This is a genomic window from Octadecabacter algicola, assembly GCF_021532625.1.
Taxonomy (GTDB): domain Bacteria; phylum Pseudomonadota; class Alphaproteobacteria; order Rhodobacterales; family Rhodobacteraceae; genus Octadecabacter; species Octadecabacter algicola.
The window spans coordinates 209722-234272 of record NZ_JAKGAR010000002.1 but is presented as its reverse complement, the minus strand read 5'-3'; the positions used below and the strand labels follow the sequence as shown (position 1 = coordinate 234272).

Here is a 24551-nt window from a genome sequence, read left to right as displayed (position 1 = left end):
GGTTTGTGCAGACGGGTTCGCCGGTTTGTGCAGTTTTTGTGCAGGCCTATAGTGCCGCGTTTGCAGCGTCACGGATGGCTTTGATGTTGGCTCCATAAACCTCGGGCTGATCAACAGACCCGCCACGGAACACCGCAGACCCCGCCACCAATGCATCCGCACCCGCTTTGGCAACCAATGGCGCGGTTGTTGGGTCAATCCCACCATCAACTTGGATGTGGATCGGGCGATCGCCAATCATCGAACGACACCGCGCGACCTTATCAACCATCGCATGGGTGAACTTCTGACCGCCGAATCCCGGATTGATCGTCATCACCAAGATCATGTCGATATCATCAAGAATATCTTCAACGTGAGACAAAGGCGTCGTCATGTTCAACGCAACGCCTGCCATTGCGCCTTCTGCGCGAACAGACTGCAAAGAACGGTGCAAATGCGGCCCAGCTTCGGCGTGTACCGTAATCATATCGCTACCAGCCTTCGCAAACGCCCCGATATAGGGGTCAGCGGGTGAAATCATCAAATGCACATCCATAAACGTTTTCACATGTGGGCGGATCGCGGCGACGACGTTTGGCCCGATTGTCAGGTTCGGCACGAAATGTCCGTCCATCGGATCAACGTGAATCCAATCCGCGCCTTGCGCTTCGACCGCTTGAATTTCCGCGCCAAGGTTGGCGAAATCAGCGGACAAAATAGACGGGGCAATCTTGATGGAACGGTCAAAGGACATGGGGCAGACTCCTGATGCGATTTGCCCCGTCCTAGCCTGTGCTCGGCCTCTTGCCAAGTTGCCGCATAGACGCCGGCGCTCAATATGCTATTTTGATGCCATGGACCAAATCACCATATCCGCGAGTGACACATTCGCCGACGACGACGCTTTTGTATTGAGTCGTTCAGAGCTGGACACAAAACGCCCATCCAACCTGCACACACAAGACTTTCATGAACTTCTTTGGGTTCAAAACGGCACCGTGCGATTGCATTCGGGTCAGGGCAAGAAAGACCTCAAAGAGGGTGACTTGGTTTTTATTGCGCCTGATCAACCCCATGGCATTCAAGGCCGCGGCGAAGCACCTATCGTTGTCTCACTTGCTATTCGCCCCGGGATTATCAACGCACTTGGCAATCGCCACGAAGATCTGGTCGGCGTTGGTTTCTGGGGCGGCGGCACCGAACCCGTGCTTTCCCATCGCGACATGCGCCAACTGGCGGCGTTGAACCATGACGCCCTACAGCTGGAACGCGCACCCCGACGCAAACTCTATCTCGAAGCGTTCTTATTGCCCCTGCTCGTCGGGTTGGATCGCGCACCGGAAGGCATCGCGCCCGACGCCCCCTCTTGGCTGCTGTCCGCCTGTGCCGCAGCACATACACCAACGGTATTTCGCGAAGGCGCCGCAGGATTTGTTGCTAAAACGGGACGCGCCCATCCGCATGTTTCCCGAACAATGCGCCGCTTTATGGGGCAAACCCCTATCGATTACATCAATGGTATTCGAATGGATCACGCAGCACGGCAACTGACAGGGACGTCCGACAGTCTTGCGGAAATCGCAACGGACTGCGGGCTGCCGAACTTGTCCCATTTCCATAAACTCTTTTTGGCAACTCACGGCGAAACCCCGCAACGCTATCGTCGCACCCGCCAACGCGAGTTGATCCAACCTCGCACCTAATGGACACAAACAACGTCGCGTCGCCGCTTGCCTTCGTTTGGGCTGCGTGACACTCTCCGCACTCACAACACGGTGCGCACGATGCTGACCACAGACAAAACAACCAACCATCTTCCGCAAGTTCAGGAACCCCGCAATGATGGGATTCCGCTAGATATCTCATGGGTGAAGGCCGTTCAGGCCAATACCTCGGCGATCGAACGTCGCGCTGCAACGTTGCCTGGGCGCCGCTCAGTCAAGAAAGACTACCAAGCAGCATGGCTGTGTAAGGCAATCAGCCTGATCGACCTGACCACCTTGTCCGGCGATGACACAGAGGGCCGTGTACGCCGACTTTGCGCCAAGGCCCGCCAACCCGTTCGCCCCGAGCTCCTGCAGGCGCTGGGAATGGAAGGCCTGACCACAGGCGCCATTTGCGTTTACCATGATATGGTCGAAACGGCCGTGGACGCCTTGCGCGGTTCAGGCATTCCCGTTGCAGCCGTATCAACTGGTTTCCCTGCTGGCCTCTCGCCGTTTCCGCTGCGCATCGCCGAAATCGGCGAAAGCGTGAAAGCGGGGGCCGAAGAAATCGATATCGTCATCACCCGCCGTCACGTGCTGCAAGGCAACTGGCAGGCGCTTTACGATGAAATGTCGGAAATGCGGGCCGCCTGTGGCAATGCCCACGTCAAGGCGATCCTTGCGACGGGAGAACTGGGCAGTCTGCGCAACGTCGCGCGCGCCTCTGTGGTGTGCATGATGGCTGGCGCCGATTTCATCAAGACCAGCACCGGTAAGGAAAGCGTTAACGCAACCTTGCCTGTCACCCTTACGATGGTCCGCGCGATCCGTGACTACTACGACCGCACTGGCCTACGTGTCGGTTACAAACCGGCAGGCGGGATCAGCAAAGCCAAAGATGCGCTGGTCTATCTGGCGTTGATCAAAGACGAACTCGGCGATCGATGGCTGCAACCGGACCTGTTCCGCTTTGGCGCCTCATCGCTTTTGGGCGACATCGAACGGCAACTCGAACACCACGTCACAGGCGGCTATTCCGCTGGCTGGCGTCACGCGATTGGATAATGACAATGACCGTCAAAGACATTTTCGACTCCATGGACTACGGCCCTGCCCTTGAAGACGCCTCCGAAGCACTGTCTTGGCTGGCAGATCGTGGCGGCATCGCGGGTCACTTTATCAACGGGCAATGGGGCCCTTTGCGCGATGACTTCGCCTCCACCAACCCAGCGACGGGCGAACGCCTTGCAGGTGTCACCAATGGCACCGCCGATGAGGTCACCAAGGCCGTCGCTGCCGCGCGCAAAGCGCAACCAAAATGGGCCAAAGACGGCAAGGCCCGCGCCCGCGTCCTATATGCCATCGCACGCCTAATGCAGAAGAACGCGCGCCTTCTGGCCGTGATGGAAACGTTAGATAACGGCAAACCGATCCGCGAAAGCCGCGATATTGATGTACCGCTGGCGATCCGCCACTTCTACCACCACGCGGGTTTTGCCCAATTGATGGATGAAGAAATGCCAAACGCCGAACCTCTTGGTGTTTGCGGACAGATTATCCCGTGGAATTTCCCGCTGTTGATGCTCGCTTGGAAAATCGCCCCTGCGCTTGCGATGGGCAACACGGTCGTTCTCAAACCAGCCGAATATACGTCCTTGTCCGCCATGGTGTTCTGCGAAATCTGCACCGCCGCCGGCGTGCCCCCGGGTGTGATCAACATCGTCACAGGTGACGGCGACACAGGCGCTGCTTTGGTCGCGTCCGACGTCGATAAGATCGCCTTCACGGGCTCCACCGCAGTAGGCCGCATTATTCGTGAACAAACCGCCGGATCGGGAAAAACGCTGTCTTTGGAGCTGGGCGGCAAATCCCCCTACATCGTCTTTGACGATGCTGATATTGATTCCGCGGTCGAAGGCCTCGTTGATGCGATCTGGTTCAATCAAGGTCAGGTCTGCTGCGCTGGATCGCGGCTTTTGGTGCAAGAAGGCATCTCCGATCGTTTTTACGCCAAACTTCGCGCCCGTATGGATGGGCTGCGTATTGGTGACGGCCTGGATAAATGCATCGATATGGGCGCCATCGCTGACACTGTGCAGCTCGACCAGATCAAAGCCATGGTCGACGCCAACACCTCGGGTGAAATGCACCAGTGCAAGGCTCCCGAAGGCTGTTTCTATCCGCCAACACTGATCACGGGCCTCGCGCCAGCTGACACGCTGATGCAAGAAGAAATATTCGGCCCGGTGCTGGTTGCCTGCACCTTCCGCACCCCAGCGGAAGCCGTGGAAATCGCCAACAACACCCGCTACGGACTGGCGGCTTCGGTCTGGACCGAAAACGTGAACCTCGCTCTGGATATCGCGCCTAAATTGGTGTCCGGCATCGTCTGGGTCAACGCAACAAATCTAATGGATGCAGCTGCTGGCTTCGGCGGTGTGCGTGAAAGCGGCTTCGGTCGCGAAGGCGGTTGGGAAGGCCTGCTTGGCTACACCAAACCTCGCGGGAAATCCTCTGACGTTAAAGCGCCCATTGCGTTCACATCGGATGACGGCACCCCTGCGGACCCGCTGGATCGCACGGCCAAACTTTATGTTGGCGGCAAACAAGCCCGCCCTGACGGCGGCTATTCGCAACCCGTCTTCAACAAGTCCGGCAAGCTTCTGGGTCACGCCAGCATCGCCAACCGCAAAGACCTGCGCAACGCTGTTGAGGCCATGGCCGCCGCAAAGGGCTGGTCAAAAACCACCGGTCACCTACGGGCACAAATCCTGTATTACATCGGTGAAAACCTCTCCGCTCGTGCGGATGAATTTGCCGATCGGATTAACCATCTCACCGGAACCAAAAACGGCGCGAAAGAAGTCTCTGACGCGATTGATCACCTGTTCACATGGGCCGCTTGGGCAGACAAACATGATGGCGCTGCAAAGGGTGTTCCCATCCGTGGCGTCGCATTGGCGATGAACGAACCCGTTGGCAACATCGCTGTTCTGACAGACGACACCCGCCCCCTCATGGGGCTGATCGAACCGCTGGCACCAGCACTCGCCATGGGCAACCGCGTCACAGCTGTCGCCTCACAAGCGTTCCCACTTGCGGCCACGGATTTCTATCAAGTTCTGGACACGTCCGACGTGCCCGCAGGCGTCGTAAACATCCTGACAGGGGATCATACAGAACTAGCACCGCACATGGCAGCACATGCCAACATCGACGCGGTCTGGTCCTTCTCAACCTCCGACACGTCTGAAATCATCGAGGCTAAGTCAGCCCAAAACCTGAAGCGTACATGGGTTAACAACGGAACTGCACGCAGCTGGCCAAGTACCATTTGGCGCGCACAATCCACCGAGATCAAGACGATCTGGATTCCCTACGGCGAGTGAAGCAGGTAGCTGAGACAATATGAAAAGGCTCGCCCTCTTCGCCCTAAGTTTTTGCGCAACAGGCCTGTGCGGCTTCGCCTATTACGATCGCTACTTTAAATGGCAGGACTGTTTTAACGAATTGGGCCGTTGTTTTGATCCTGGCAGTGGCACTGTCATGCTGGAACAGTCGGGCCTGTCATGGGGCAGTCTTGCCGTTTTCGGCGCGGTGATAACTCTTTACCAACTCTGGGCGTTGATCCGGATGCACAACAGCTGACATCTAACGCACATCGGCCTTGCACCTGCACTTGAAACGAAAAGCGCCCCGAAAGGGGCGCTTCCTGCCGTCCGCAGGACCCGATCGTAAGATCGTTACTTCTTGCGCCAAGTTCCAAGCCAACGGGAAATGCGACCTTTACGTTCCGACAAGTCCGCACTCACATGGTCATATTGATCCCCGACCTTATCGGCCAATGGGTCAACCGTGCGTTCACGGAACTGAGCCCACGCCGCGCGAACAAACAAAAGACCACCAATCAGCACGGCAAAGATAATGAGGTTAATCCAAGGGAATGGACGGAAATCTTCGCTCTCGGCGGGGCGGATTGAAACCGCATTCGGGTAAATTGTCGCCCAGCGAATACGCCAGCCATAATGGCGGATGACTACCCACTGATAAGGCTCTGTCGATGACACAGCCGCCGCAGCCTCTGCATGCAAATCCGAGCTGTCGAACTTGAAATACGGCGGATAGATCCAACCCGTATCCTCGTTGCGATAGACCATGGTTTCGTTGTTGCCGCGGATCAGTCCAAACAAATACGTCGCCTTACGTTCGGTCGAGATCAGACGCAGATCGCGCCCAGCGGAGCTTTCGGCTGTCCCAGCATCCTCTTGCGCATAAAACCAGCTTTGTAGGCCAGAAACACTTTGCAGCCGGCTGTCCACATTCACGATCCGCGCGATGTCTTGTTGCGGCATCACGTAGTGCAGGAACAACCCGACAAGCAGGAACAGGGCGATACGAAGAAAACGTCTGATATTGCGCATGTGAGCAGCCTCAGTTGATAAAGTAAATAATGGTACCGACAACAATCGGCGGGATGACAAAGACCAGCAAGATCAGCTTTTTGCGCAGCCCGCTTTCATATTTCGCCATGCCCTCTGCAATAAAGGCATCGCGTGTCTCAGCGGAAGCGTTTTCAGGCGGATTCTCATCCCAGTCATCTTCCAGCTTTTCCTTGCGAATGGATCGCGAGTAAAGCGAAATGCCAAAATAAACCACGCCAAGCAGCAAGAACCCGAATACGACCAATCTTACGAACTGCATGTCATCTCCTCCTTACCGCGCCCCAAGGCCCGACCCTATCGATCAACGTTGACCTTTTGGGGGCTGCTGGAGCTTCTTCCATCGCCGCCTCATGGCCGAACAGGGCATCACGAGTGCCCGCTTTATCCACCTGATACTCGTTTGAAAGGAATTCCGCCACATAAGCCTTCTTTTCGTCCGGCCAGCCCATATAGGCTCGGTAGAATGCTTCTTTGTGGCAAATGAACAGTTGGCGCACATCCATTTCGGTCAGTTCGGCCAACAACATGTTCACCAAATCCGCGTCTTTATGGTCTTTGGCGCGTAACGTGTAAAAATATGCGGGGTGTTCGCTGTCGATCTTGGGCCAAGGTCCACCATCTTCAGCCCAGCGCACAAGGTCCGCAAGACCGCGCCACGCGGCAGGCAGTTTGTCATGATACTGCCGACCCAAGCGTCGCAGATCGCGCCGCGTTGCACGGCTCAGATCCTCGCCCAGACCAGCAGCTACATCGGCGACAATAAAGTCCATTTTCTGGCGCAGGATCGCAGCACTATCGATGCCGCGCGCCTCGATGATCGGCTCGGCAAGATCATTCACCTTCAAAAACTGCGCAATCGCCGAACGTTCGTCACGTTGCAACAGATGCTCAATCGGTAATTTACCCAAGCTCTCCTTGTCGCCCATGGTAATCGCCGCAGGTTCTTCCACATCGCGAAACAGATAGAACCCGCCCAAATGAGCGGTCCAGAAATTGTCCTGATCAAAGGTCATCGTTTTGAGCGTCAACGGGTTGCGGGTGATGTCGCCCGTGTCCTTTGCCAGCGTGATCATCTCGCCAATCAGCACGTCATCACACCACGCATCTTCCTCGCCCATAAAGCGGTCAATCATCCCGCCCAATTTGGTCGCGGACGCCACCGCCCCATCAGTCGTATCGGCTTCAATCTCAACATGGCCGATGTCAAACAGCCGCGCAGGCGTATCCAGCGCAAAGACCGAATTTACCAATTCCCCTGCGACAGCATCGCGCGCAGTCAGGGCAAACAACTGCGCCTCATTGGCCTCAATGAACTGGCGCAAAATCCCGCGAGAGGTTGAAAATTTGGCATTCAGCAACGGCGCGGTCTTCTGGTCGGTCGTTAGTAGAATAAACTGACGGTTCACCCCGTGATGGTTGAGGTACAATTCATCGCCAAACTCATCACCAATCTCGGGAGAATACCCCGAAATATCGACATGAAAATCAGTGAGCGCGGTCCGCTGCCCCGTAAGGCGCTCCAACGCGCGGTTATACCGCTCCACCAGAATAGGGCTGACCACGGGGATCAGATTGCCGAACATGAGACCGCGTAAGATTAGACGTTTCATTGCTGTTTTTCACTCATCATCGGGAAGCCGGCTTAATATTGTTTCGAGATAATGACGGACAGTAACTGGATTCGGGTTGTCTTGTTGAAAAACTTCCATCGCATTGGGGAGGCTCTCGCGTTTCCGATTTAGAGCAGGGTCGGCAATTAAGATCGCAAGCGCTTCTAACGTATTTACGACGGTCTCCGGCCTCAGCTGTCTGGTTCCAGCGTTCCTCAAAGTTGAATCGGTAATCTTAAAAGTGCAGGTGCTATACCACGAAAACATGTCCCACCGACCTGCGTGTCGGTCTGACATGTGGTCTCTCACTCTCTTGCCGATCGAAGTCGAAAACGCTTTACCCACGTAAACGGGCTTGAAGCTATCAAACAGAATGTAGATTCCCTGAGCGCCAAAGAAATTCGCTTTGTATTTCTTTTTGTCTTTTTTGACTTCACCCAGAAATTGAGCGGCGTTTCCTGCCCCCCTTGCTCCCCAATCTATAATGTCGGGATTCCAAAACTCCCCATAGAGCTTGATTAGACTAGTCGCAGCCATTGCCAGACCCTTTCAAGACAAAAATCATTTCACCAAACCTCCTTCACCCAATTCTTCGGCACACCTGCCAAAGACAAAATCATCAACGGCCCCCACAACAGCGCGGATACGATGCTCAGCTTCATAAAGTGGATCGTGACGGACAACCCGCCCGTCGCCCACAGGTCAGCCAAACTGACGCCTTGCGCCGCATAGATCACCACAAAAACCACGGCCCCAGCCAAAGCCATGACAAGCGTGCTGACCAGCGCCAAAAACATCAGCCATTTCACCCCTTCAGGCCACCACAGCGCCAGCATCCGCGGCACCGTCCAGCCCAAAGCGGCCAAACAGATCGCGGGGAGCAGCAGCCCTGATGAAAAGGCGTCGCTCACCCCTTGCTCTCCATATACCGCCTTTTGGCTTCTTCGGAGCGTTCAAAATCCCGCACCATGTTATCGATCGCCACCTCGTCGGATTTATCGGCATAGCGGAATTCTGAGTCCGCGTAGCGGTTGATTTCTTGGATGACCATTTCAACGGTGATCGGCTGACGCATATCGTTGATCATCGCCAGCTTGGTGTCGTAGTCCTTGGTCAGGAACAGTTCTGGGTTTTCCATCCACTCATCCGGCAATTCAAAGTCCATCGCGCGCACCTTAACGGCGTCCGTGATGTTCTTAATCGCACGGCCCGTGAAACGGTTATCCGCCTCTTGAATACCCTTAAGGTACGTCCCGAGTTTGTTGATGGTATCCAACTCGCCAATTTCAGAAGACACCCGATCAAACACGTTCAGCAAACCGGGTTCGTGAGGTTTGGAGTGCCCCTCAAAGGACGCAGCAACAGCTTTCTTGATCTCTTGGGCGCTGAACACCTCATGGTCACCGACGGGGATGTCATGGTTTTTCCCCATAAGCAGATAAAGGATATCGACGTAATCCTCCCGCGTTTGCGGACCATCCACCAAGAACCGCGCGCCCGCCCGCTGGCGCAGCGCATCATCCACGTTCTCGGGGTAGTTGGAAAACATCCCGAAGGTGCAGTTGCCGCGCACAACCGTGTTGGCACCTGCAAAGCTTTCCATCAGCACAGCGGTAATTTCCAACTGCCCCGCCGAAGACTGACGATCCCCGCGTTTACCCGCCAACTGATCGATATCATCAATCGTGCCAAAACCAATGACATTCGGGTCAATCACATTGTTGATAAATGCCTTTGCATTCTGGCCCGATTTACCCTGATAGCTGTCGATATTGTCGGTGCTCAGGTTCTGATATCGGAACGGATAGTCGGCAATCTTGCAGTACTCCGAAATCAACCCTGCCATCATCTGGATCAACGTGGTCTTCCCCGTCCCCGGCGCGCCATCCCCCATGAACGTAAAGATAAACCCACCGAGTTCGGCAAACGGGTTGAGCTTGCGCTCAAAGTCATAGGCCATAACCATCTTGGCCAACTTCATGGCTTGATACTTGGCGATGTGGTTGCCGACGACCTCGTTAGGTTTTTTGAACGACATCGTGAGCGTCGACCCTTTGGCTGCCCGTGCAGGGCTAAAGCCACGGATCGTCAGATCGTCGGCTTCGACCTTCCAACTTGCATCAACAAAGCTTGCCAGACGGCCCGCCGTGCTAGCCCGAGCCGCGATCTTGGCCATCAGTTGTTCAGCATAGGCAAGCACCGTCGGGACAAGACGGCCTTCTTCGCCCGCAAACAATCCGATGTCTTGATCCAGCTCCCACAACGCACCATGCAGCGCGAGCGTGGCATTGTCGGTCAAAACCTCTTCGACTTCGCCAACTTCGACGCTTTCTTCTCCGGCATGGGACGACAACAGGAACGACGTGGAATTGGCAAAAACATACAGAACAGATAGCGCCTCGGCCGTCAGCAATTCGCTGAACTCGGTCTTCTTGCCCGCCGGCAAAGACCCTTCCAGATTGGCACGTTTCAAGTCCGCCAGACCTGTGCGTTCACCAAACTGTTCACCCACCGCCAAAGCAATCGCCAACGCGCGGCGCAGCCCATGCAACACGCTGGCCTGTGTGGGCGACGTTAAACCGTCCCCGTCATCCGCGCTCTCGATCCGCCCAGACAACTGCACGCCCTCGGTGCGGGCCGTGCTACGGGTCACCAAACCCGGTGTCGTCGTGCGAAACCGTCGCCGCGTACCGATGCCGCTGGATTTCTCGACCGGAGCAGCCTCTTTGGTTTCCGCAATGCGAGGTGTGTGATCAAACCCCTGCACCATGGCCGTGGCCGCGTCATAATGCTTGCGAATGTCTTCTTCGCGCAGCTCCATTGTGTCACTTGTCTGGCTCATCGACTTAACCTTACCTGTGTCTCTTCGCTAAAATTTGGTTCTTCCCAACAAGCATCGTCACGGTTGGGATAAAATTCGTGCCAAGGGCAACCATGTGTGTGACGTGAGATGATGATCGGCCCATCTGTATCAAAACAGACCCGCACGATATCGACCCCTGCCGCCAGTCCAAGCAAACCGACAGCCGTTTTTTCGTAACACTCACCCGACTGCAATTGTGGTCCCATCATTCCGCTGATCCGGAAAAACCCACGGTTCTTTAGAACCGATGGGGTCACAAGTTCTGGACGTGACTCCACCAACTCCGCCAATCGATCAGCCGAGGGGCGAACCGATCCACATGCTGAAAGCAATAGCATTGATATGAGGCAAAGCATTCTCACTTATAACTCAAGACCCGCCCCTTGGGCGACACCACAAACTTACGCACATCCGCGAACCCCGCAGGGCGGCGTTCTTCCAGTGCCTGATAGGGGCGTTCGGGCAGGATGATGCTGCGCTCGACTTTGGTGGCTCCGGTTTCCGCGCCGTGCCCTGCAAACGGGTCCAGCGCGAATGTTTCGCGTTCCACCGTGCCGAACCAACCGGATTTCTCGCGGCGCGTTTCGCTCGACACGAGTTCTTCTTCCGTCCAGACCAGCGCCCAGTCTTCCCCCACGGGGGATCGCGCCAATTCAAGCACTTCGCGCAACGGTCCAGCCTGACGAGTGAACGCATTGGAATACATCGGCCCCACATGGAACCGCCGCAGACGTTTAGGATGTAGATCGTCAAAGTCTTCATCAAACCCTTTGGCGATGGTCAGCAATTTCAACCCGCCCAACGACTGTGCCATCAAATGCGCCTGCACTTCGGGCCAGCGACGATCATCCTTTGGCAGCCCAACACGTCCTGAATCCTCAAGCTCCATCATGTAGATTGTCGGCAAGTTGTTGACGCTGTCATAAACCGCCCAATGCACCATGAAATCACGGCGCATTTGCTGCTTGTTACCCAACCAGATCGCTGTTGGATCATTGCGGGCCCAGAACAGCTCGCCCTTGGCCAGTTCTTCATAATACAGCCGCTGGGACAGCGCATATTGCAATTTTGAGGGGATCGCCTGTTCGGACAGGATCACGCGGACCATATCCTGTTTCAACGCCTCAACAGAACGCATCCCTTCTAGATGCCGCGAGGCTTGCGCCGCATCATTGGCCATGGTCAGCAATTCGGAATAGACGGGAAATCCGCTGTCCACGCGGTCAAACGTTAGCTTTCCCGCATGCGCAAAGCGACCGCTGAAATGGTACTTATGCGCCAGCGCTTTGAAGGTGTAATTCAGCGCCATGATATAGCGCGTCATCACTTCAACATCGCGCTTGGACAACCGTCGTTCCGCCTCAAGTGTTGCTGCAACGCGGCCTAAATGGCCGATAATCTTTTCGAACTTGCCAAAATAGCGCCGCGTGACGCGGGTGTCTTCAAGTTGAAAGTGGTCGTACGCAGTGTCAGAAGTCACCGGATTCTCCAGTCTCATCGCCGCCGTCCATCAAGGTAAACTTCTTTTTGAGATAGCCCATGACGACGCAGTAAACACCCGCCCCAATCGAGAGCAGGTATAAAAGCACGGTCTCAAACAAGTCATCAGTGTCCCCATCACGCGCTGGCGCGTCAGAGGTCGTCACGTAATTCAATAAGACGTGCACGGCCACGATAGCCGCAAAAATCAGGATTGCCGCAGTCCACCATTTGCCCCGCTCTGCGTTGGCCCGCATCGCGATGTAATCATCAGCAGTGTACCTCATTCAAAGTGGCCTTTCTTGATATCATGCGCCACCTCACCACGGGTTAGATGACCAACGGTCTTCCTAAGCTTGCCAAAATACCGCCGCGTGGCACGGATGTCTTCAAGCTGGAAATAGTCGTAAGCGGTGTCAGTCATATTGAGGGACCTGACACTCTGCGGTAATGGTCTCGAAGCCGTCGGAGACTACATCAAAGCATCGAAACACCGTATCAACGCCATTCGTTGTTGGCACTTTCCAAAACGTTACGATGACCTGCCGATTGGCCGACAATTGATAAGTCACCGACGAAACAAGTTCTTGCCCGCCTTCTGCCAGAAAAGCAGATGTGCCCTCAACTGTAGACCACCCTAGGTCGTCGGCCTCAGATGCGATTGGGCCAGCGGCTCCGAACAAAGCGAGAAGTGGTAGGAAAAGCGCAGGTTTTCTATTCATCGAAGACGCGCTCAAGCCCCATATTCATTGCTGTCGTGCTTCTCGACGATCTTCGCAAAACGGCGCATAAAACGGTCATCCGCTTTGGCTTTTTGCTCCAGCACTTCGCGCGCGAACACCATGTGGTCCTCGTGGGCTTCCATCATTTCGGCCATACGCGCGTTGGTGGCGGACCCAATCGCAGCCATAGCTGTCTGCGCTTCTTGGTCCGTCTTCACACCGATCTCGTTGATGCGGTGCGCTACGTCTTGTTGCTGCGCTGTTTTCAAAGATTTCGTCAGGGCGTCATACAAAACAACACGCTGCTTGGTGTCTGTTTGCAGTTTGTTGATCAGCACCATCTGCGTCGCCGCTTGGTTCTGCAATGAATCGATCCAGGTTTTGCCCTTTTCGATGTAGCGCTCCAGCGTTTGGGACTTCGCCAGTTTTACCTGTTCCTGCTGCACCGCCTCGTTATAGGCCGTGTTCATAGCTGCCAACTCTGTTTCCAGCTTGGTGCGCGCAGCGGCGTCTTGTTCCACGGCGATCTTGTTTTCCAGAGCGATGATCTTTGGATCAGCAGCTAAGATTTCAGCACGGACCGCTTCTAGTTCACCAACAACGGCTTCGCGTTCTTCCAACGTGCCGCCAAGGTTTCCTTCGACCTTGGCTTTCTGATCCTCAAGGATCAGCAACTGGTTTTCCAGCAGCTTGGTGATCACGTCGGATTTGGAAATCAAATCCTGCAATTTGTCGTCAACTGAAGCAGACCGCATACGTTCTTCGCGCATGGAATCCGACTTGGCCCCGCTAAAGAACCCAACAAAGCTTTCCCAGCCGGTCTTGCTGCGCATCTCGTCAAAGTCCTGTTGGAACCCTGCAGTCACATCGTCTAGACCCATTATCAGCTCAGCGATGTTAGCGTTCATCAGTTCGGTGTGTGCATGCACGTCCTCAAGCGAGGCATTCTCGATGTCGACAGCGATATCCGTCCCCTCGGCCATCTTCTGACGTGCGGTTTCAATCCGGCTCGTTAGCTCTGAAATCTTGGATTGCGCTTCGGCAACCTCGGATTGGGATTTACGGATTTGCGCGTCAAAATCGGCCATATGGTCCTCACTGTAAGAATTCGTTGCGTGTTATGTAGGTATTGTTAACGACAATTTCATGGCGCGAGTAGCTAGAAATGCGCAAAATCGGCCCGAACAGGTCAGGAAATCCAGACCTATGCAATTTGATGAGGCATATGGCACGATGTGAAAATGAACATCGTTCAAAAACCATACACCCCGCCCCGCATGCTTGCCCTCTGTCTAGGCGGGCTGATCTTCGTGTTTTATTATCTGGTTCGACGCCCAGCGCTGATGGAATACGAGACAACCGGCAAAGCGCTTCCCCCCATTGTTGCAATTGCGTGTTCGTTGGTCTTAGGCTACGGGCTGGCGATGCTTTGGTGGTTGATAACCCACACCAAAGGGCAAATCCGCGAAACATTTCGCCCGACCCTTGGGCGGATTGTGGGAATGATTGCTTTGACGTTGGCAACACCCATCGGCGTAGTAAGCGATCTGCCATGGACAGTGGGCAGGCTCATTGCACTGGTCCTTCCAACGATGTCGCTCGCAGGCTTCACTTTCTTGCTTGGCTTGCTGACAATAACCTACGGCCTGTCCGCGATGATCGTGCGCCACACATATGAACGTCGGCTTATGCGGTTCGGATTATTCTGCCTCACGTTTTGGGCAGCCTATTCGTGTCATTTGCTCTATTCTGGCGTCGTCGTCTTTCGGATTTGACTCACCCGCCCGAAATCGTGCTGGCACTCAGCGGATCAACGGCGACGTCTTCCGCGATCTCATCCAACTCAACAGCATCATCTTCGCCAGTGCCGTAAATCAAATCCGGATCAACGATGTTTGGCTCAAGGATCACACCGCGATTGGCAACCGCTTCGCCCTCCAATTCAACGGAGGCAGCATAGGTCCGCACCACAACCCGTGTGCCGTTTGGCACATCGTCAAACAGATCAATGATGTCGTGGTTGAACATGCGGATACATCCAGCAGACCCCGAGTTACCGATAGACGGCAAATCGTTGGTGCCGTGGATACGGAAGTGCGTGTCGCGCCCGTTCTGGAACAGATACAGCGCCCGAGCGCCCAACGGGCTTGCCAAACCACCTTCAACACCGCGTGCGAAGGGACCGTAAACTTCTGGTTGGGTGCGCAACATGTTTTGCGTTGGCGTCCAGCCGGGCCATTCGCGTTTCAACTGCACGGTTGAAGGGCGGCTCATGCTCATGCCCTGACGCCCGACAGCAATAGGGTAACGGCGCGCCGTGCCGTCATCACCGACAAAGTACAAAAGCTTGGCATGGGGATCGACGACAATTGTGCCCGCAGCTTCCGGTCCATTGTATTCTACAACAGTACGACGGTTCAGTTCGCTCAAATACTCAGCGGGGATCGGTGGCAGGTTGTATCCATTATCCTCAAGGAACCCGTATCCCTCAACGATCTGGTCGGCTGGAATTCCGCCGATCATCTCAACCCGTTCAGCACAAGCTGACAAAACACCAATGGCCAATCCCATTAGAGCAAAACGAACGGTTGGAACTGTGGAAAACTGCATTTTTGCCCTCGATTGATTACCTTTTCCAAACACTACCCCTGCAGAGCACGGCAAAACCACCCCAAATGTGAAACTATCGAATTATCCGCGGCAAGGTGTGCATTCGGGCCGCTTGCCATCTCAAACTTGATGTAGATAGTGGGCATAACCGACCCAAAGAAAGACAAAACCCATGGGCCTGAAAAAAGTAAACCTCGCGGAAAAGCTGTCCATGTTCAGTTCCCATTGGGACCCGCATGTCGTTGCAAATTACAACGGAAACGATGTGATGGTGGTCAAGTTTACAGGCGAATTCCCGTTCCACAAACACGACACCACAGACGACTTTTTCTTGATCCTAGAAGGCGAAGTCACGCTCGACGGCGAAGATGGTGATGCCGTCACCCTTGGCCCTGGTGAATTGTGCGTCGTGCCACAAGGCATGGTTCACCGCCCCCGCGCCACATCCGAAGCCAAAGTGTTGCTGATCGAACCCACCGGAGAACCGAATTCTGGCGACAGTGACCGCCCTGCATCGGCAAAGCCGTCAATCTAATGAAGGGTTTGTTTGGAATAGTCTTCGCCCCTATCGCCAGCCTGATCCCTTGGCGGAAAATCATTCCCCATACGGTGGTCGGCAACCCGCACCGCGACACCCGCGCGATGGATCAGACTCAGCAACCCAATCGCGCGCATAGCAACCGCGTTCACGTCTTCCACGGCACGTTCGAATCCGAACTGGACGCGACGCGCTACTGCATCGACGCCCCCAGCCAAAACGAGCCTGAGCCCCTCACACGAGACCTGCCGGACGCGACGATCGACACCGATGAAGTCGAGATCGTTTTTGGCGCCCCCCGCATAGGTGCCGCAGTTCCAATGTTAACACCGCACCCAGATGGGCTGTTTCAGCAGATTGGATCAAACAACACCATTATATTGCTTTCCGAAGCGGCGTTTTGCGGCCTGCCCTACACCCTGAACGACACGCCAAAATTGCGCTACGCTGGTGCATTCGACGTTACCTGACGCAGGACGCCAGATGAGCACCCTTTCTTCAACCACCCGCCCGAGAATGACGATCCTAGTTGTCGGCGCATATGGCCTCATTGGCAGTGGCGTCGCACAACGCCTCACCCCGGATGGCCACACGGTCATCGGATTAGGGCGCGACCTATCCACGGGAAAACGTGTCCTTCCGGACATCGACTGGCGCATTTCTGACCTTCGATCCTTGACCCACACAGATGCATGGCAGCCCTTTCTGGACGGGATCGATGCGGTGGTAAACTGTTCAGGCGCGCTTCAGGACGGGCCAGAGGACGACCTTGAGACGCTACACCATTACGCCGTGTCAGCCCTCGCGCAGGCTTGCGCGTCAGCCGACGTGCACCTTGTTCAAATCTCAGCAGCAGGTGCAGATGTCGCTGCATCAACGCCTTTTCTGGCGTCAAAGGCACGCGGCGATGGCGCCATCCAAAACTCTGGCGTCATACATCACATTTTCCGACCCGGGCTGGTCTTGGCAAGACACAGCTACGGCGGCACCACCATGTTGCGCATGTTGGCCGCAATCCCCCTGATCCAACCCATCGCCGATCCAGACGCCAAAATTCAAACCGTCGCGCTAGATGATGTTGCCGCAGCCGTAAGCGCCGCACTCGCAGGCAAAATTCCCAGTGGTTTTGTTGGGGATCTGGTCGAGGACAAAACGCATTCACTGCGCGACGTCGTGGCCGCCACCCGCCATTGGTTGGGGTTCGCCCCCGCAAGACATGAAATAAAAATGCCAAACGCCTTAATGCGCGCAACTTCGAAAGTCGCAGATGGACTGGGCAAATTAGGCTGGCGATCCCCCCTCAGAACCACCGCGGTCAAAGTGCTCTCCGATGGGGTGACGGGAACACCGCCCAACCTTTCGCAATTCGGAGTGCCACCCGTCAGGTCACTGAAGCAAACCTTCGCCGGCATGCCTGCGTGGGCAGAGGATCGGCTGTTTGCTCAGATGGCGCTTCTGACCCCAATACTCATCGCAACTCTCGTGGTGTTTTGGGTCCTGTCCGGTGTCATTGGGTTCATCAAAGTTCAAGAAGCAGCCCGTGTTCTTACTGACGTCGGCTGGCCCAACGCCTTGGCCATCAGCAGCGTTATGTTCTGGGGTGTCGTCGACATAACAATCGCTGCCGCGTTCTTATATCGCCCAACCGCTAAAATGGCATGCTGGGCCGCAATCGCGGTCAGCCTATTCTATTTGGCGGCCTCAACGCTCTTCGTGCCACATCTATGGCTTGATCCGCTTGGCCCAATGATCAAAGTACTGCCAAGCATCGCCTTGGCCTTGGTTGCTCGCGTAGCACTGGAAACACGATGATCGAAGGGATTGACGTCATCCGCCTGCTGCATGTGCTTGGGGCCTGCGTGCTGATCGGAACAGGGGCTGGGATCGCGTTCTTCATGGTCATGGCCCATCGTACCAAAGACCCTGCCAGTATTACTCACACCGCCGCGATTGTCGTCATCGCAGACATGTTGTTCACCGCCACGGCGGCAATCGCGCAGCCAATCACGGGTGTCGTTCTAGCGTTCGACTTAGGCTGGCCGCTGTTGGAGGGCTGGCTCGCGGTCTCGCTCGGGCTTTATGTGTTTATCGGGCTGTTTTGGCTTCCCGTTGTGTGGATTCAAGCCAAAATGCGCGACGAGGCACGCCAATCAGCGCAAACAGGCAGGCCTTTAACACCACGCTACATGCGACTTTATCGCATATGGTTCGCGTGCGGTTTTCCGGCCTTCATCGCCATCATCGCATTGCTTTGGTTGATGATCGTCAGGCCCGTGATTGCATTTTGAGCATGACTTAGCCTCTACGACCTAAACAGTGCTCGCATCATCGGACTGATAGGGCTTTCCAACCCTTCAATCACATCGAAATGATGTTTCCCGGCTTCAATCGTTAAATCACAATCCCATACCCGCGAGAGCCCCATGGCTTGATCAATGAACGCAGGCCGTTCCTCTGCCCCGACCCAAACGGTAAAAGGGATATCTTGCCGCTTGTGATGAATGGGGCTTTCTCTCAATGCTTCATCTTCGCTAATGCCCAGCGTGTCGTTCATCGTGGTGTCGCGCAACGGCGCCAAATCACCAATCGGTGAAATCGCCATCATCCGCCGTACCCTATGTGACCAATTGGCCGTCATATCTGTGCACGCCATACGCGCCACCAAGTGCCCACCCGCCGAATGACCCACAAGGTATATCGGCCCCTCAATCGCCGCTGCGATCTCGTCAATACTTGCGGCGATCTGCTGTGTCATGTCACCGATACGAGCCGCCGGAGCCAAGGTATAAGATGGTAATGCAACCGCAAAACCAGCGCTGATCGCACCCGCTGCCAAATGCGAAAACATCGATGGCGACCCTGCCAACCAATAGCCCCCGTGAACGATAATAACGGTTCCACGTAACGGCCCTTTAGGGGCGTAGATCTCACCTGTCTCATTGGGGCGCGTCGCAGATTGCTGCGCTCGAAACGCCTTGGCCGCCGCGTCCCAGCGTTCATAATAGCTCTCGCCATCGGGAATATAGGCGGAATTCGCATAGGCCTGATCAGCTGCATCTCGGTTCGTCATAACGGCTCCTCTTGGATCATCCCGCGAAGCCGCGTAGGTATTTCCCAAAGTCATATCGGAGACCACAATGCTTGATTCCACCACAGACCTAAAGTCCATGCTGTCCCGCCCTGACCTTGTCTGCACCGACGCCTTCGTCGCAGGCAAATGGGTTCAAGCCAAATCCGGCAAAACCTTCGATGTGACCAACCCTGCCCGCGGCGACGTAATAGCCAAGGTCGCCGACCTAAGCCGCACAGAAATCGCGGACGCGATTGATGCCGCCGAAAAGGCCCGCCACATTTGGGCTGCGCGGACCGGAAAAGACCGCGCAAACGTGCTGCGCAAATGGTTCGATCTTTTGATGGCCAATCAAGAAGACCTCGCAATCATTATGACCGCCGAACAAGGCAAACCACTGGCCGAAGCCCGTGGCGAGGTCGCCTATGGCGCGTCCTTCGTGGAATGGTTCGCCGAAGAAGCAAAACGCGTCTATGGTGAAACCATCCCGAGCCACATGCCAAACGCCCGCATTACCGTGATCAAGCAGCCCATCGGCGTCGCCGCAGGTATCACGCCGTGGAATTTCCCCAACGCGATGATCGCCCGCAAGGTCGCGCCCGCACTGGCCGCTGGCTGCGGCTTTGTAGCCCGCCCGTCCGAACTCACACCGCTGTCGGCCCTCGCCATGGGTAAACTCGCCCAAGAGGCCGGCATCCCAGATGGCCTATTCTCTGTGCTGACATCCACGGATGCCTCCGGAACCGGCAAAGAATTCTGCGAAAACCCCATCGTGCGTAAGTTAACCTTCACAGGGTCAACCGCTGTGGGGCGCATCCTGCTGAAACAAGCGGCAGACCAAGTGATGAAGTGCTCCATGGAACTGGGCGGCAACGCGCCCTTTATCGTCTTTGACGACGCTGATCTGGACGAAGCCGTGATCGGAGCCATCGCCTGTAAATTCCGCAACAACGGCCAGACCTGCGTCTGCGCAAACCGCATCTACGTGCAAGCCGGCGTCTATGATGAATTTGCCCAGAAACTGAAAACCGCCGTCGAAGCGTTGAAAATCGGCGATGGCCTGACGGACGGCACAACCCTCGGCCCGCTGATCGCCCCCGCCGCAGTCGAAAAAGTGCGCGAACACCTTGCCGATGCTCTTTCCAAAGGCGGCGATGTTTTGACTGGCGGCAACGCGTCCAACCTCGGACCGCTGTTCTTTGAACCGACCGTCGTGACGGGCGCGACCAAAGATATGCTCGTTAGCACCGATGAAACTTTCGGTCCCTTCGCACCCCTGTTCAAGTTTGAAGACGAAGACGATGTCATCGAACTGGCCAACGACACGATCTTCGGCCTCGCGTCCTATTTCTACGCCAAAGACCTGTCCCGCGTAACCAAAGTGGCCGAAGCGTTGGAATATGGCATCGTCGGCGTGAATACTGGCATTATTTCCACCGAAGTCGCGCCCTTTGGCGGCGTAAAACAATCCGGCCTTGGACGCGAAGGCAGCCACCACGGGATCGAGGACTACTTGGAAATGAAATACATCTGCACCGTGGTTTAATCAGCATCGCCGCGCGGTCTAAGCCGTGCCGCTAATGTCTGTTTTGAGCCCCTGTTGACCTATGCTGAGCAGTAGCCCAATGTCCGGTTCTGCGGGTTGGGTTAAGCTGACGTTACTTCGCAGAGAAAGGCAATGTAGTTTTGATGAAGTACCGAAAGGCTTTGCTGCCGCTTGCTTTTGCAGTTTCTGGATGCGCGGTTGTACAAGATCGTACAGGGTATTCTGACGCATGGTACTACGAACGTCTGACACCCTATTATACGAATGATTTAGCCCTCACACCTCGTGTTCATCTACGCGCAGTAAGGGAGCTGGTTGGAGTTCCAATTACCTTTGATGACGGCTCAACAGGTCACGCTGATGTTTTCCGGAATGATATCGAGTTATTCTTTGCCGCGCCTGTGACTTCTGAGGAAGAACGAATAAATCTCATCCATTCAGCAGTCCGAGTAACCTGTCCGCAGACTGATCTGGAAGAAATTCAAGATAGAATCGCGTACTTCAACAACACATATATCGTTATTTTGAACACTCCCTGTCTCGGACATGCGTCTTAAGTGAACATTCTCCGAAAGCGGGCTTTGAGGCTTGCAAAACCAATGGCAGCTTCGTCCCGCACAGCGGATTTTGGTGCCAACACACTGCCCGTTGCTCTTTAACCGAACGCCCTTTTCATTCCCCATCAACACCCCGCGCATACCTTCACCCATGGTTAACCCGTGCGGATTATCACCCCGCGCGCCATGGCATTTGTGGCCGCCGGTTGGTCCCCAAGCGGGGCCAGCAGGTCGCAGCGCATTGACCTTGGGGGCCTACCCCCCTCGGCACCGCCCACATGTAAAACACCAGCATAAGCACCGCCCGTATTCCGCCTGACAGCCCTGCGCTGCCTCGGGCCGAAGGCGCGGAATAAGACGTGGGCCGCTTGCACGTGGCAGCGCGTTCCTCCATTAAACGCCTATGGATTGGCTGAAAATCATACATATTCTCTGCGTCATGGGCTGGATGACCTCAATCTTCGCAGTCCCACGCGCGTTGATCTATTGGAAACGTGATTTCGCCAAGACGGGAGAATTCGGCCCCATTGGTGATCTCACCTATCGCCTCTATCGCTTTTCGGCGGGCCTTATGGTGATCGCGCTGATCACGGGGATCTGGCTTGGCGCGGCTGTGTTCGCCTTTGCGCCTTGGGTCTGGGTAAAACTTGGCCTCGTCGCGCTACTGTTCGTCCACTACATGATGACGGGTGGCATGGTCATGCGCGCCAAAAAAGGCGAATTTCGTGAAAGCGACATGTACCTGCGTATCTTCAATGAAATCAGCGTCTTCGGCGTCATCGCCATCCTCTGGGTCGTAATCACAAAGCCTTTTTGAAATTTTTTTGAGTTTTCTTCCAAGGATTGACCTTTGACGCTCGTCATACCCTAGTGATGCGAATGACAGTTAGTGATGAAGACATGGCCTTGGCGGCCGCAAACGGGGACGGGCAGGCCTTTGCCAGCCTGATCGCCCGCCAGTACGACCGCCTGTATCGTTTGTGTTTTCGCCTGACGGGCAGCCAGCACGAGGCCGAAGACCTTACCCAAGACATCTGCGCCGCGCTGCCTGCCAAACTCACTAGTTACAAACGCCAATCCAAAGTCACCACATGGCTGTACCGCGTGGCCGTAAACGCCGCCCATGATCGTCGTCGTAAACAGGCCACCCATGGGCGTGCCGCAGATGGATGGGGTGATTGGGAACTCAACCGCCAAGCCGTGATTGAAGAAAACACCGAACGCGCCGATTGGCTGACCGAAGCGATGGGTCAACTCGCCCCCGACCTGCGCGATACGTTGGCCCTAATCCTTGATGACATGACCCACGCCGAGGCTGGCGAAATCTTGGGCGTCTCCGAAGGCACCATCAGCTGGCGCCTGTCCGAGGCCCGCAAACATCTTAAATCCCTTAAGGAAAAGGAGGGCGTATAAATGAGTGATGACTTTGATCTAGACGACCTCAAGTCCGCAATGAATGCCGCAACCCCTGCGCCTGATGCAGAGGCCAAGGCGCGAAATATCGCATTGGCGACGAGAAATTTCGCCGATCTCCAAGGATCGCGCGATGCAGCCCGTCATATCACCAGACCAACAAAATGGACTGGAGTAAAAGACATGCTGAACAAACTTACATCCCGTGGAGGCCTCACTGTCACCACCGCCATCGTCGCCTGCGGCGTCATGATCACCACGCCCCAAGGGCGCGATATCCTGAACCTCGACCCGACAACTAAGGTGACCACCCCTGAAACACTGGCTGAGCCGGATGCCACTGCCATTGGTTCTGTATCCGTCACCCCAGCACAAGCAGGCGACGCTCAAGAAGAATCAGACCTTAGAGCGCTCGTCGAACCAGCACCAGCGATCGTCGCCGAAGCCGAGGGCGCTGCCCTTCTTGAACGAAGCGTCGAAAGCATCAGTATTTCACCTGCCGCGCCACAGGCGCTGACCCGCCAAATGGCCGTGGAGGATTCAATTTCCAGCGATATGGCACCGGCAGGTTACAACGAAACTATCGTGCAAGTACCAGCGGCAAACACCGAAACCTTTGCCAATGATACGCCCAACCCGCTGAAGATCACGTCCGATGAACCGGTTTCGACGTTCTCTATCGACGTGGATACCGCCGCCTATTCCGTTGTGCGTTCCTCCCTGACCGCTGGCCAACTGCCGCCCGAACAAGCTGTGCGGATCGAGGAAATGATCAACTATTTCCCTTACGCCTACGCCGCACCAGAAGGCCCGCACCCGTTCCAACCCACGGTCAACGTGTTCGAAACCCCGTGGAACGCGGACACGCAGCTGGTCCACATTGGCATCCAAGGTGAAATGCCTGCGGTTGATGATCGCCCACCACTGAACCTCGTGTTCCTGATCGACACGTCCGGGTCCATGGAAAGTGCGGACAAACTGCCGCTGCTGCGTCAGTCCTTCCGCCTGATGCTGGATAACCTGCGCCCTGAAGATGAGGTTTCCATCGTCACCTACGCGGGATCAACATCCATCGCACTGGAACCAACCGCAGCGTCAGACCGTACGACAATCCTGAAGGCTCTAAATGACCTTCGCGCTGGCGGATCGACCAACGGCCAAGGCGGGCTTGAGGCCGCGTATGCCATGGCGGAACAGATGACAGATGATGGCGATGTGTCTCGCGTGATCCTTGCCACAGACGGTGATTTCAACGTCGGCCTGTCTGATCCGCGCGGTTTGGAAGCCTACATCGAAGACAAACGCGATAGCGGCACTTACCTGTCCGTCCTTGGTTTCGGTCGCGGTAATCTGCAAGACGCGACTATGCAAAGCCTTGCGCAAAACGGCAACGGAACTGCGGCCTATATCGACACCTTGTCAGAGGCCCAAAAGGTGCTGGTTGATAACCTCACAGGCGCTTTGTTCCCCATCGCCAATGACGTAAAAATTCAGGTTGAATTCAATCCCGCAACCATCGCTGAATATCGCTTAATCGGCTATGAGACCCGCTCCCTTGCCCGTGAGGATTTCAACAACGACGCCGTGGATGCAGGCGAACTTGGCGCAGGCCACACGGTCACGGCGATCTATGAAGTCACCCCCGTCGGTTCGCCCGCACAACTCAGCGATCCGCTGCGTTATCAAGTGGCTGAAACGGGAACGACATCTGACGAACTTGGCTTCCTGCGCCTGCGGTACAAAGCGCCCGGCGAGGACGTCAGCCAGTTGATCGAAACACCATTCTCGACCGTCGGCACACCCGACACCGAAGCCCTGTTCGCCGCTTCTATGGCGGGCTTTGGCCAGCTGTTGTGCGATGACACCTATCTTGGTGATTGGGGCTGGGATGACGCCATCGCATTGGCAAACGCCAACCGTAGCACCGACCAATTCGGTTACCGAACCGAGGCGGTGCAGTTGATGCGCTTGGCACAATCCCTCAGCAACTAACCCTTAGCGATCAGACGGATC

29 protein-coding genes are annotated in these 24551 nt (G+C 55.6%); 14 read left to right on the top strand and 15 right to left on the bottom strand.

Features of this window, described 5'->3' with window-relative positions; translation table 11 throughout:
- Positions 1-46: 46 nt before the first annotated feature.
- Positions 47-736 (bottom strand): ribulose-phosphate 3-epimerase, encoded by a 690-nt coding sequence (rpe, locus tag L0666_RS07995; protein WP_235260103.1) that lies wholly within the window; start codon positions 734-736, stop codon positions 47-49.
- A gap of 100 nt (positions 737-836) precedes the next feature.
- Here rpe and L0666_RS07990 point away from each other — a divergent pair, with 100 nt between their 5' ends.
- The 4 genes from L0666_RS07990 to L0666_RS07975 all read left to right on the top strand — a co-directional run bounded on the left by L0666_RS07990 (position 837) and on the right by L0666_RS07975 (position 5336).
- A complete protein-coding gene (locus tag L0666_RS07990) occupies positions 837-1685 on the top strand; it encodes a helix-turn-helix domain-containing protein (RefSeq protein WP_235260096.1) in 849 nt (282 codons plus the stop codon).
- A gap of 81 nt (positions 1686-1766) precedes the next feature.
- Positions 1767-2753: a deoxyribose-phosphate aldolase gene (gene deoC / locus L0666_RS07985; RefSeq protein ID WP_235260093.1), complete on the top strand. Its 987-nt coding sequence runs from the start codon at positions 1767-1769 to the stop codon at positions 2751-2753.
- A gap of 5 nt (positions 2754-2758) precedes the next feature.
- Positions 2759-5077: an aldehyde dehydrogenase family protein gene (locus L0666_RS07980; RefSeq protein ID WP_235260090.1), complete on the top strand. Its 2319-nt coding sequence runs from the start codon at positions 2759-2761 to the stop codon at positions 5075-5077.
- A 19-nt stretch (positions 5078-5096) separates the two neighbouring features.
- Positions 5097-5336, top strand: coding sequence for a hypothetical protein (locus L0666_RS07975; RefSeq protein WP_235260081.1), 240 nt, complete (start codon positions 5097-5099; stop codon positions 5334-5336).
- 95 nt (positions 5337-5431) lie between these two features.
- On the opposite strand, the gene L0666_RS07970 is transcribed toward L0666_RS07975, so the two are convergent.
- Genes L0666_RS07970 through L0666_RS07915 form a run of 12 tightly spaced genes read right to left on the bottom strand, consistent with a single transcriptional unit; the run spans position 5432 to position 13892 of the window.
- The gene (locus L0666_RS07970) at positions 5432-6109 is read right to left on the bottom strand and encodes a DUF1523 family protein (protein ID WP_235260078.1); all 678 of its coding nucleotides are present in this window, start codon (positions 6107-6109) and stop codon (positions 5432-5434) included.
- Between the two features lie 10 nt (positions 6110-6119).
- Positions 6120-6389 (bottom strand): hypothetical protein, encoded by a 270-nt coding sequence (locus tag L0666_RS07965; protein ID WP_235260076.1) that lies wholly within the window; start codon positions 6387-6389, stop codon positions 6120-6122.
- Position 6390: 1 nt separating this feature from the next.
- On the bottom strand, positions 6391-7740 hold the full coding sequence (locus tag L0666_RS07960; protein WP_235260068.1) for a DUF6638 family protein: 1350 nt from the start codon (positions 7738-7740) through the stop codon (positions 6391-6393).
- Between the two features lie 9 nt (positions 7741-7749).
- A complete protein-coding gene (locus tag L0666_RS07955) occupies positions 7750-8277 on the bottom strand; it encodes a GIY-YIG nuclease family protein (protein WP_235260067.1) in 528 nt (175 codons plus the stop codon).
- A 29-nt stretch (positions 8278-8306) separates the two neighbouring features.
- Positions 8307-8651, bottom strand: a complete 345-nt coding sequence (locus L0666_RS07950; RefSeq protein ID WP_235260065.1) for a hypothetical protein — start codon at positions 8649-8651, stop codon at positions 8307-8309.
- On the bottom strand, positions 8648-10582 hold the full coding sequence (locus L0666_RS07945; RefSeq protein ID WP_235260064.1) for an ATP-binding protein: 1935 nt from the start codon (positions 10580-10582) through the stop codon (positions 8648-8650). Before L0666_RS07945 ends, L0666_RS07950 begins: the two co-directional genes overlap by 4 nt.
- Positions 10579-10941: a hypothetical protein gene (locus tag L0666_RS07940; protein WP_235260063.1), complete on the bottom strand. Its 363-nt coding sequence runs from the start codon at positions 10939-10941 to the stop codon at positions 10579-10581. The genes L0666_RS07945 and L0666_RS07940 overlap by 4 nt, the downstream gene beginning before the upstream one ends.
- Before the next feature lie 20 nt (positions 10942-10961).
- The gene (locus tag L0666_RS07935; RefSeq protein WP_235260062.1) at positions 10962-12101 is read right to left on the bottom strand and encodes a hypothetical protein; all 1140 of its coding nucleotides are present in this window, start codon (positions 12099-12101) and stop codon (positions 10962-10964) included.
- Positions 12073-12369, bottom strand: coding sequence for a hypothetical protein (locus L0666_RS07930; RefSeq protein WP_235260060.1), 297 nt, complete (start codon positions 12367-12369; stop codon positions 12073-12075). The genes L0666_RS07935 and L0666_RS07930 overlap by 29 nt, the downstream gene beginning before the upstream one ends.
- Entirely contained in the window at positions 12366-12506 is a 141-nt protein-coding gene (locus tag L0666_RS07925) for a hypothetical protein (protein ID WP_235260057.1), read from the bottom strand. Before L0666_RS07925 ends, L0666_RS07930 begins: the two co-directional genes overlap by 4 nt.
- Positions 12499-12804 carry a hypothetical protein gene (locus tag L0666_RS07920; protein ID WP_235260055.1) on the bottom strand — a complete coding sequence of 102 codons (306 nt, stop codon included), beginning with the start codon at positions 12802-12804 and terminating at the stop codon, positions 12499-12501. The genes L0666_RS07925 and L0666_RS07920 overlap by 8 nt, the downstream gene beginning before the upstream one ends.
- Before the next feature lie 11 nt (positions 12805-12815).
- The gene (locus L0666_RS07915; RefSeq protein ID WP_235260052.1) at positions 12816-13892 is read right to left on the bottom strand and encodes a coiled-coil domain-containing protein; all 1077 of its coding nucleotides are present in this window, start codon (positions 13890-13892) and stop codon (positions 12816-12818) included.
- 189 nt (positions 13893-14081) lie between these two features.
- Between L0666_RS07915 and L0666_RS07910 the strand changes: the two genes are divergently transcribed.
- Positions 14082-14579 (top strand): hypothetical protein, encoded by a 498-nt coding sequence (locus L0666_RS07910; protein ID WP_235260051.1) that lies wholly within the window; start codon positions 14082-14084, stop codon positions 14577-14579.
- Between the two features lies 1 nt (position 14580).
- On the opposite strand, the gene L0666_RS07905 is transcribed toward L0666_RS07910, so the two are convergent.
- Positions 14581-15414, bottom strand: a complete 834-nt coding sequence (locus tag L0666_RS07905; protein ID WP_235260050.1) for a L,D-transpeptidase — start codon at positions 15412-15414, stop codon at positions 14581-14583.
- Between the two features lie 178 nt (positions 15415-15592).
- Between L0666_RS07905 and L0666_RS07900 the strand changes: the two genes are divergently transcribed.
- Genes L0666_RS07900 through L0666_RS07885 form a run of 4 tightly spaced genes read left to right on the top strand, consistent with a single transcriptional unit; the run spans position 15593 to position 18240 of the window.
- Positions 15593-15949, top strand: a complete 357-nt coding sequence (locus L0666_RS07900; RefSeq protein ID WP_235261397.1) for a cupin domain-containing protein — start codon at positions 15593-15595, stop codon at positions 15947-15949.
- On the top strand, positions 15949-16422 hold the full coding sequence (locus L0666_RS07895) for a hypothetical protein (RefSeq protein WP_235260049.1): 474 nt from the start codon (positions 15949-15951) through the stop codon (positions 16420-16422). The genes L0666_RS07900 and L0666_RS07895 overlap by 1 nt, the downstream gene beginning before the upstream one ends.
- 13 nt (positions 16423-16435) lie before the next feature.
- Positions 16436-17764 (top strand): SDR family oxidoreductase, encoded by a 1329-nt coding sequence (locus L0666_RS07890; protein WP_235260048.1) that lies wholly within the window; start codon positions 16436-16438, stop codon positions 17762-17764.
- Positions 17761-18240: a DUF2269 family protein gene (locus L0666_RS07885; RefSeq protein ID WP_235260046.1), complete on the top strand. Its 480-nt coding sequence runs from the start codon at positions 17761-17763 to the stop codon at positions 18238-18240. Before L0666_RS07890 ends, L0666_RS07885 begins: the two co-directional genes overlap by 4 nt.
- A 14-nt stretch (positions 18241-18254) precedes the next feature.
- On the opposite strand, the gene L0666_RS07880 is transcribed toward L0666_RS07885, so the two are convergent.
- On the bottom strand, positions 18255-19022 hold the full coding sequence (locus L0666_RS07880) for an alpha/beta hydrolase (RefSeq protein WP_235260045.1): 768 nt from the start codon (positions 19020-19022) through the stop codon (positions 18255-18257).
- Positions 19023-19089: 67 nt separating this feature from the next.
- Here L0666_RS07880 and L0666_RS07875 point away from each other — a divergent pair, with 67 nt between their 5' ends.
- The 5 genes from L0666_RS07875 (at position 19090) to L0666_RS07855 (ending at position 24530) form a co-directional block, all read left to right on the top strand.
- Positions 19090-20568, top strand: a complete 1479-nt coding sequence (locus L0666_RS07875) for an NAD-dependent succinate-semialdehyde dehydrogenase (RefSeq protein ID WP_235260044.1) — start codon at positions 19090-19092, stop codon at positions 20566-20568.
- 143 nt (positions 20569-20711) lie between these two features.
- Positions 20712-21125 (top strand): hypothetical protein, encoded by a 414-nt coding sequence (locus tag L0666_RS07870; protein WP_235260043.1) that lies wholly within the window; start codon positions 20712-20714, stop codon positions 21123-21125.
- Between the two features lie 403 nt (positions 21126-21528).
- Positions 21529-21942 carry a CopD family protein gene (locus L0666_RS07865; RefSeq protein WP_235260042.1) on the top strand — a complete coding sequence of 138 codons (414 nt, stop codon included), beginning with the start codon at positions 21529-21531 and terminating at the stop codon, positions 21940-21942.
- 62 nt (positions 21943-22004) lie between these two features.
- Positions 22005-22538 (top strand): RNA polymerase sigma factor, encoded by a 534-nt coding sequence (locus L0666_RS07860; protein WP_235260041.1) that lies wholly within the window; start codon positions 22005-22007, stop codon positions 22536-22538.
- Entirely contained in the window at positions 22539-24530 is a 1992-nt protein-coding gene (locus L0666_RS07855; protein ID WP_235260040.1) for a vWA domain-containing protein, read from the top strand.
- Positions 24531-24551: the final 21 nt, after the last annotated feature.

Excerpts from the sequence above, each read along its gene's own strand:
- L0666_RS07945 (WP_235260064.1), bottom strand. The coding sequence starts at position 10,582 with ATGAGCCAGACAAGTGACACAATGGAGCTGCGCGAAGAAGACATTCGC.
- L0666_RS07855 (WP_235260040.1), top strand. The coding sequence starts at position 22,539 with ATGAGTGATGACTTTGATCTAGACGACCTCAAGTCCGCAATGAATGCC.
- L0666_RS07990 (WP_235260096.1), top strand. The coding sequence starts at position 837 with ATGGACCAAATCACCATATCCGCGAGTGACACATTCGCCGACGACGAC.
- L0666_RS07870 (WP_235260043.1), top strand. The coding sequence starts at position 20,712 with ATGAAGTACCGAAAGGCTTTGCTGCCGCTTGCTTTTGCAGTTTCTGGA.
- L0666_RS07970 (WP_235260078.1), bottom strand. The coding sequence starts at position 6,109 with ATGCGCAATATCAGACGTTTTCTTCGTATCGCCCTGTTCCTGCTTGTC.
- L0666_RS07940 (WP_235260063.1), bottom strand. The coding sequence starts at position 10,941 with ATGCTATTGCTTTCAGCATGTGGATCGGTTCGCCCCTCGGCTGATCGA.
- L0666_RS07975 (WP_235260081.1), top strand. The coding sequence starts at position 5,097 with ATGAAAAGGCTCGCCCTCTTCGCCCTAAGTTTTTGCGCAACAGGCCTG.
- rpe (WP_235260103.1), bottom strand. The coding sequence starts at position 736 with ATGTCCTTTGACCGTTCCATCAAGATTGCCCCGTCTATTTTGTCCGCT.
- L0666_RS07885 (WP_235260046.1), top strand. The coding sequence starts at position 17,761 with ATGATCGAAGGGATTGACGTCATCCGCCTGCTGCATGTGCTTGGGGCC.
- L0666_RS07880 (WP_235260045.1), bottom strand. The coding sequence starts at position 19,022 with ATGACGAACCGAGATGCAGCTGATCAGGCCTATGCGAATTCCGCCTAT.
- L0666_RS07925 (WP_235260057.1), bottom strand. The coding sequence starts at position 12,506 with ATGACTGACACCGCTTACGACTATTTCCAGCTTGAAGACATCCGTGCC.
- L0666_RS07935 (WP_235260062.1), bottom strand. The coding sequence starts at position 12,101 with ATGAGACTGGAGAATCCGGTGACTTCTGACACTGCGTACGACCACTTT.
- L0666_RS07965 (WP_235260076.1), bottom strand. The coding sequence starts at position 6,389 with ATGCAGTTCGTAAGATTGGTCGTATTCGGGTTCTTGCTGCTTGGCGTG.
- L0666_RS07895 (WP_235260049.1), top strand. The coding sequence starts at position 15,949 with ATGAAGGGTTTGTTTGGAATAGTCTTCGCCCCTATCGCCAGCCTGATC.
- L0666_RS07980 (WP_235260090.1), top strand. The coding sequence starts at position 2,759 with ATGACCGTCAAAGACATTTTCGACTCCATGGACTACGGCCCTGCCCTT.
- L0666_RS07960 (WP_235260068.1), bottom strand. The coding sequence starts at position 7,740 with ATGAAACGTCTAATCTTACGCGGTCTCATGTTCGGCAATCTGATCCCC.
- L0666_RS07955 (WP_235260067.1), bottom strand. The coding sequence starts at position 8,277 with ATGGCTGCGACTAGTCTAATCAAGCTCTATGGGGAGTTTTGGAATCCC.
- L0666_RS07890 (WP_235260048.1), top strand. The coding sequence starts at position 16,436 with ATGAGCACCCTTTCTTCAACCACCCGCCCGAGAATGACGATCCTAGTT.
- deoC (WP_235260093.1), top strand. The coding sequence starts at position 1,767 with ATGCTGACCACAGACAAAACAACCAACCATCTTCCGCAAGTTCAGGAA.
- L0666_RS07905 (WP_235260050.1), bottom strand. The coding sequence starts at position 15,414 with ATGCAGTTTTCCACAGTTCCAACCGTTCGTTTTGCTCTAATGGGATTG.
- L0666_RS07920 (WP_235260055.1), bottom strand. The coding sequence starts at position 12,804 with ATGAATAGAAAACCTGCGCTTTTCCTACCACTTCTCGCTTTGTTCGGA.
- L0666_RS07865 (WP_235260042.1), top strand. The coding sequence starts at position 21,529 with ATGGATTGGCTGAAAATCATACATATTCTCTGCGTCATGGGCTGGATG.
- L0666_RS07860 (WP_235260041.1), top strand. The coding sequence starts at position 22,005 with ATGACAGTTAGTGATGAAGACATGGCCTTGGCGGCCGCAAACGGGGAC.
- L0666_RS07910 (WP_235260051.1), top strand. The coding sequence starts at position 14,082 with ATGCTTGCCCTCTGTCTAGGCGGGCTGATCTTCGTGTTTTATTATCTG.
- L0666_RS07915 (WP_235260052.1), bottom strand. The coding sequence starts at position 13,892 with ATGGCCGATTTTGACGCGCAAATCCGTAAATCCCAATCCGAGGTTGCC.
- L0666_RS07875 (WP_235260044.1), top strand. The coding sequence starts at position 19,090 with ATGCTTGATTCCACCACAGACCTAAAGTCCATGCTGTCCCGCCCTGAC.
- L0666_RS07930 (WP_235260060.1), bottom strand. The coding sequence starts at position 12,369 with ATGAGGTACACTGCTGATGATTACATCGCGATGCGGGCCAACGCAGAG.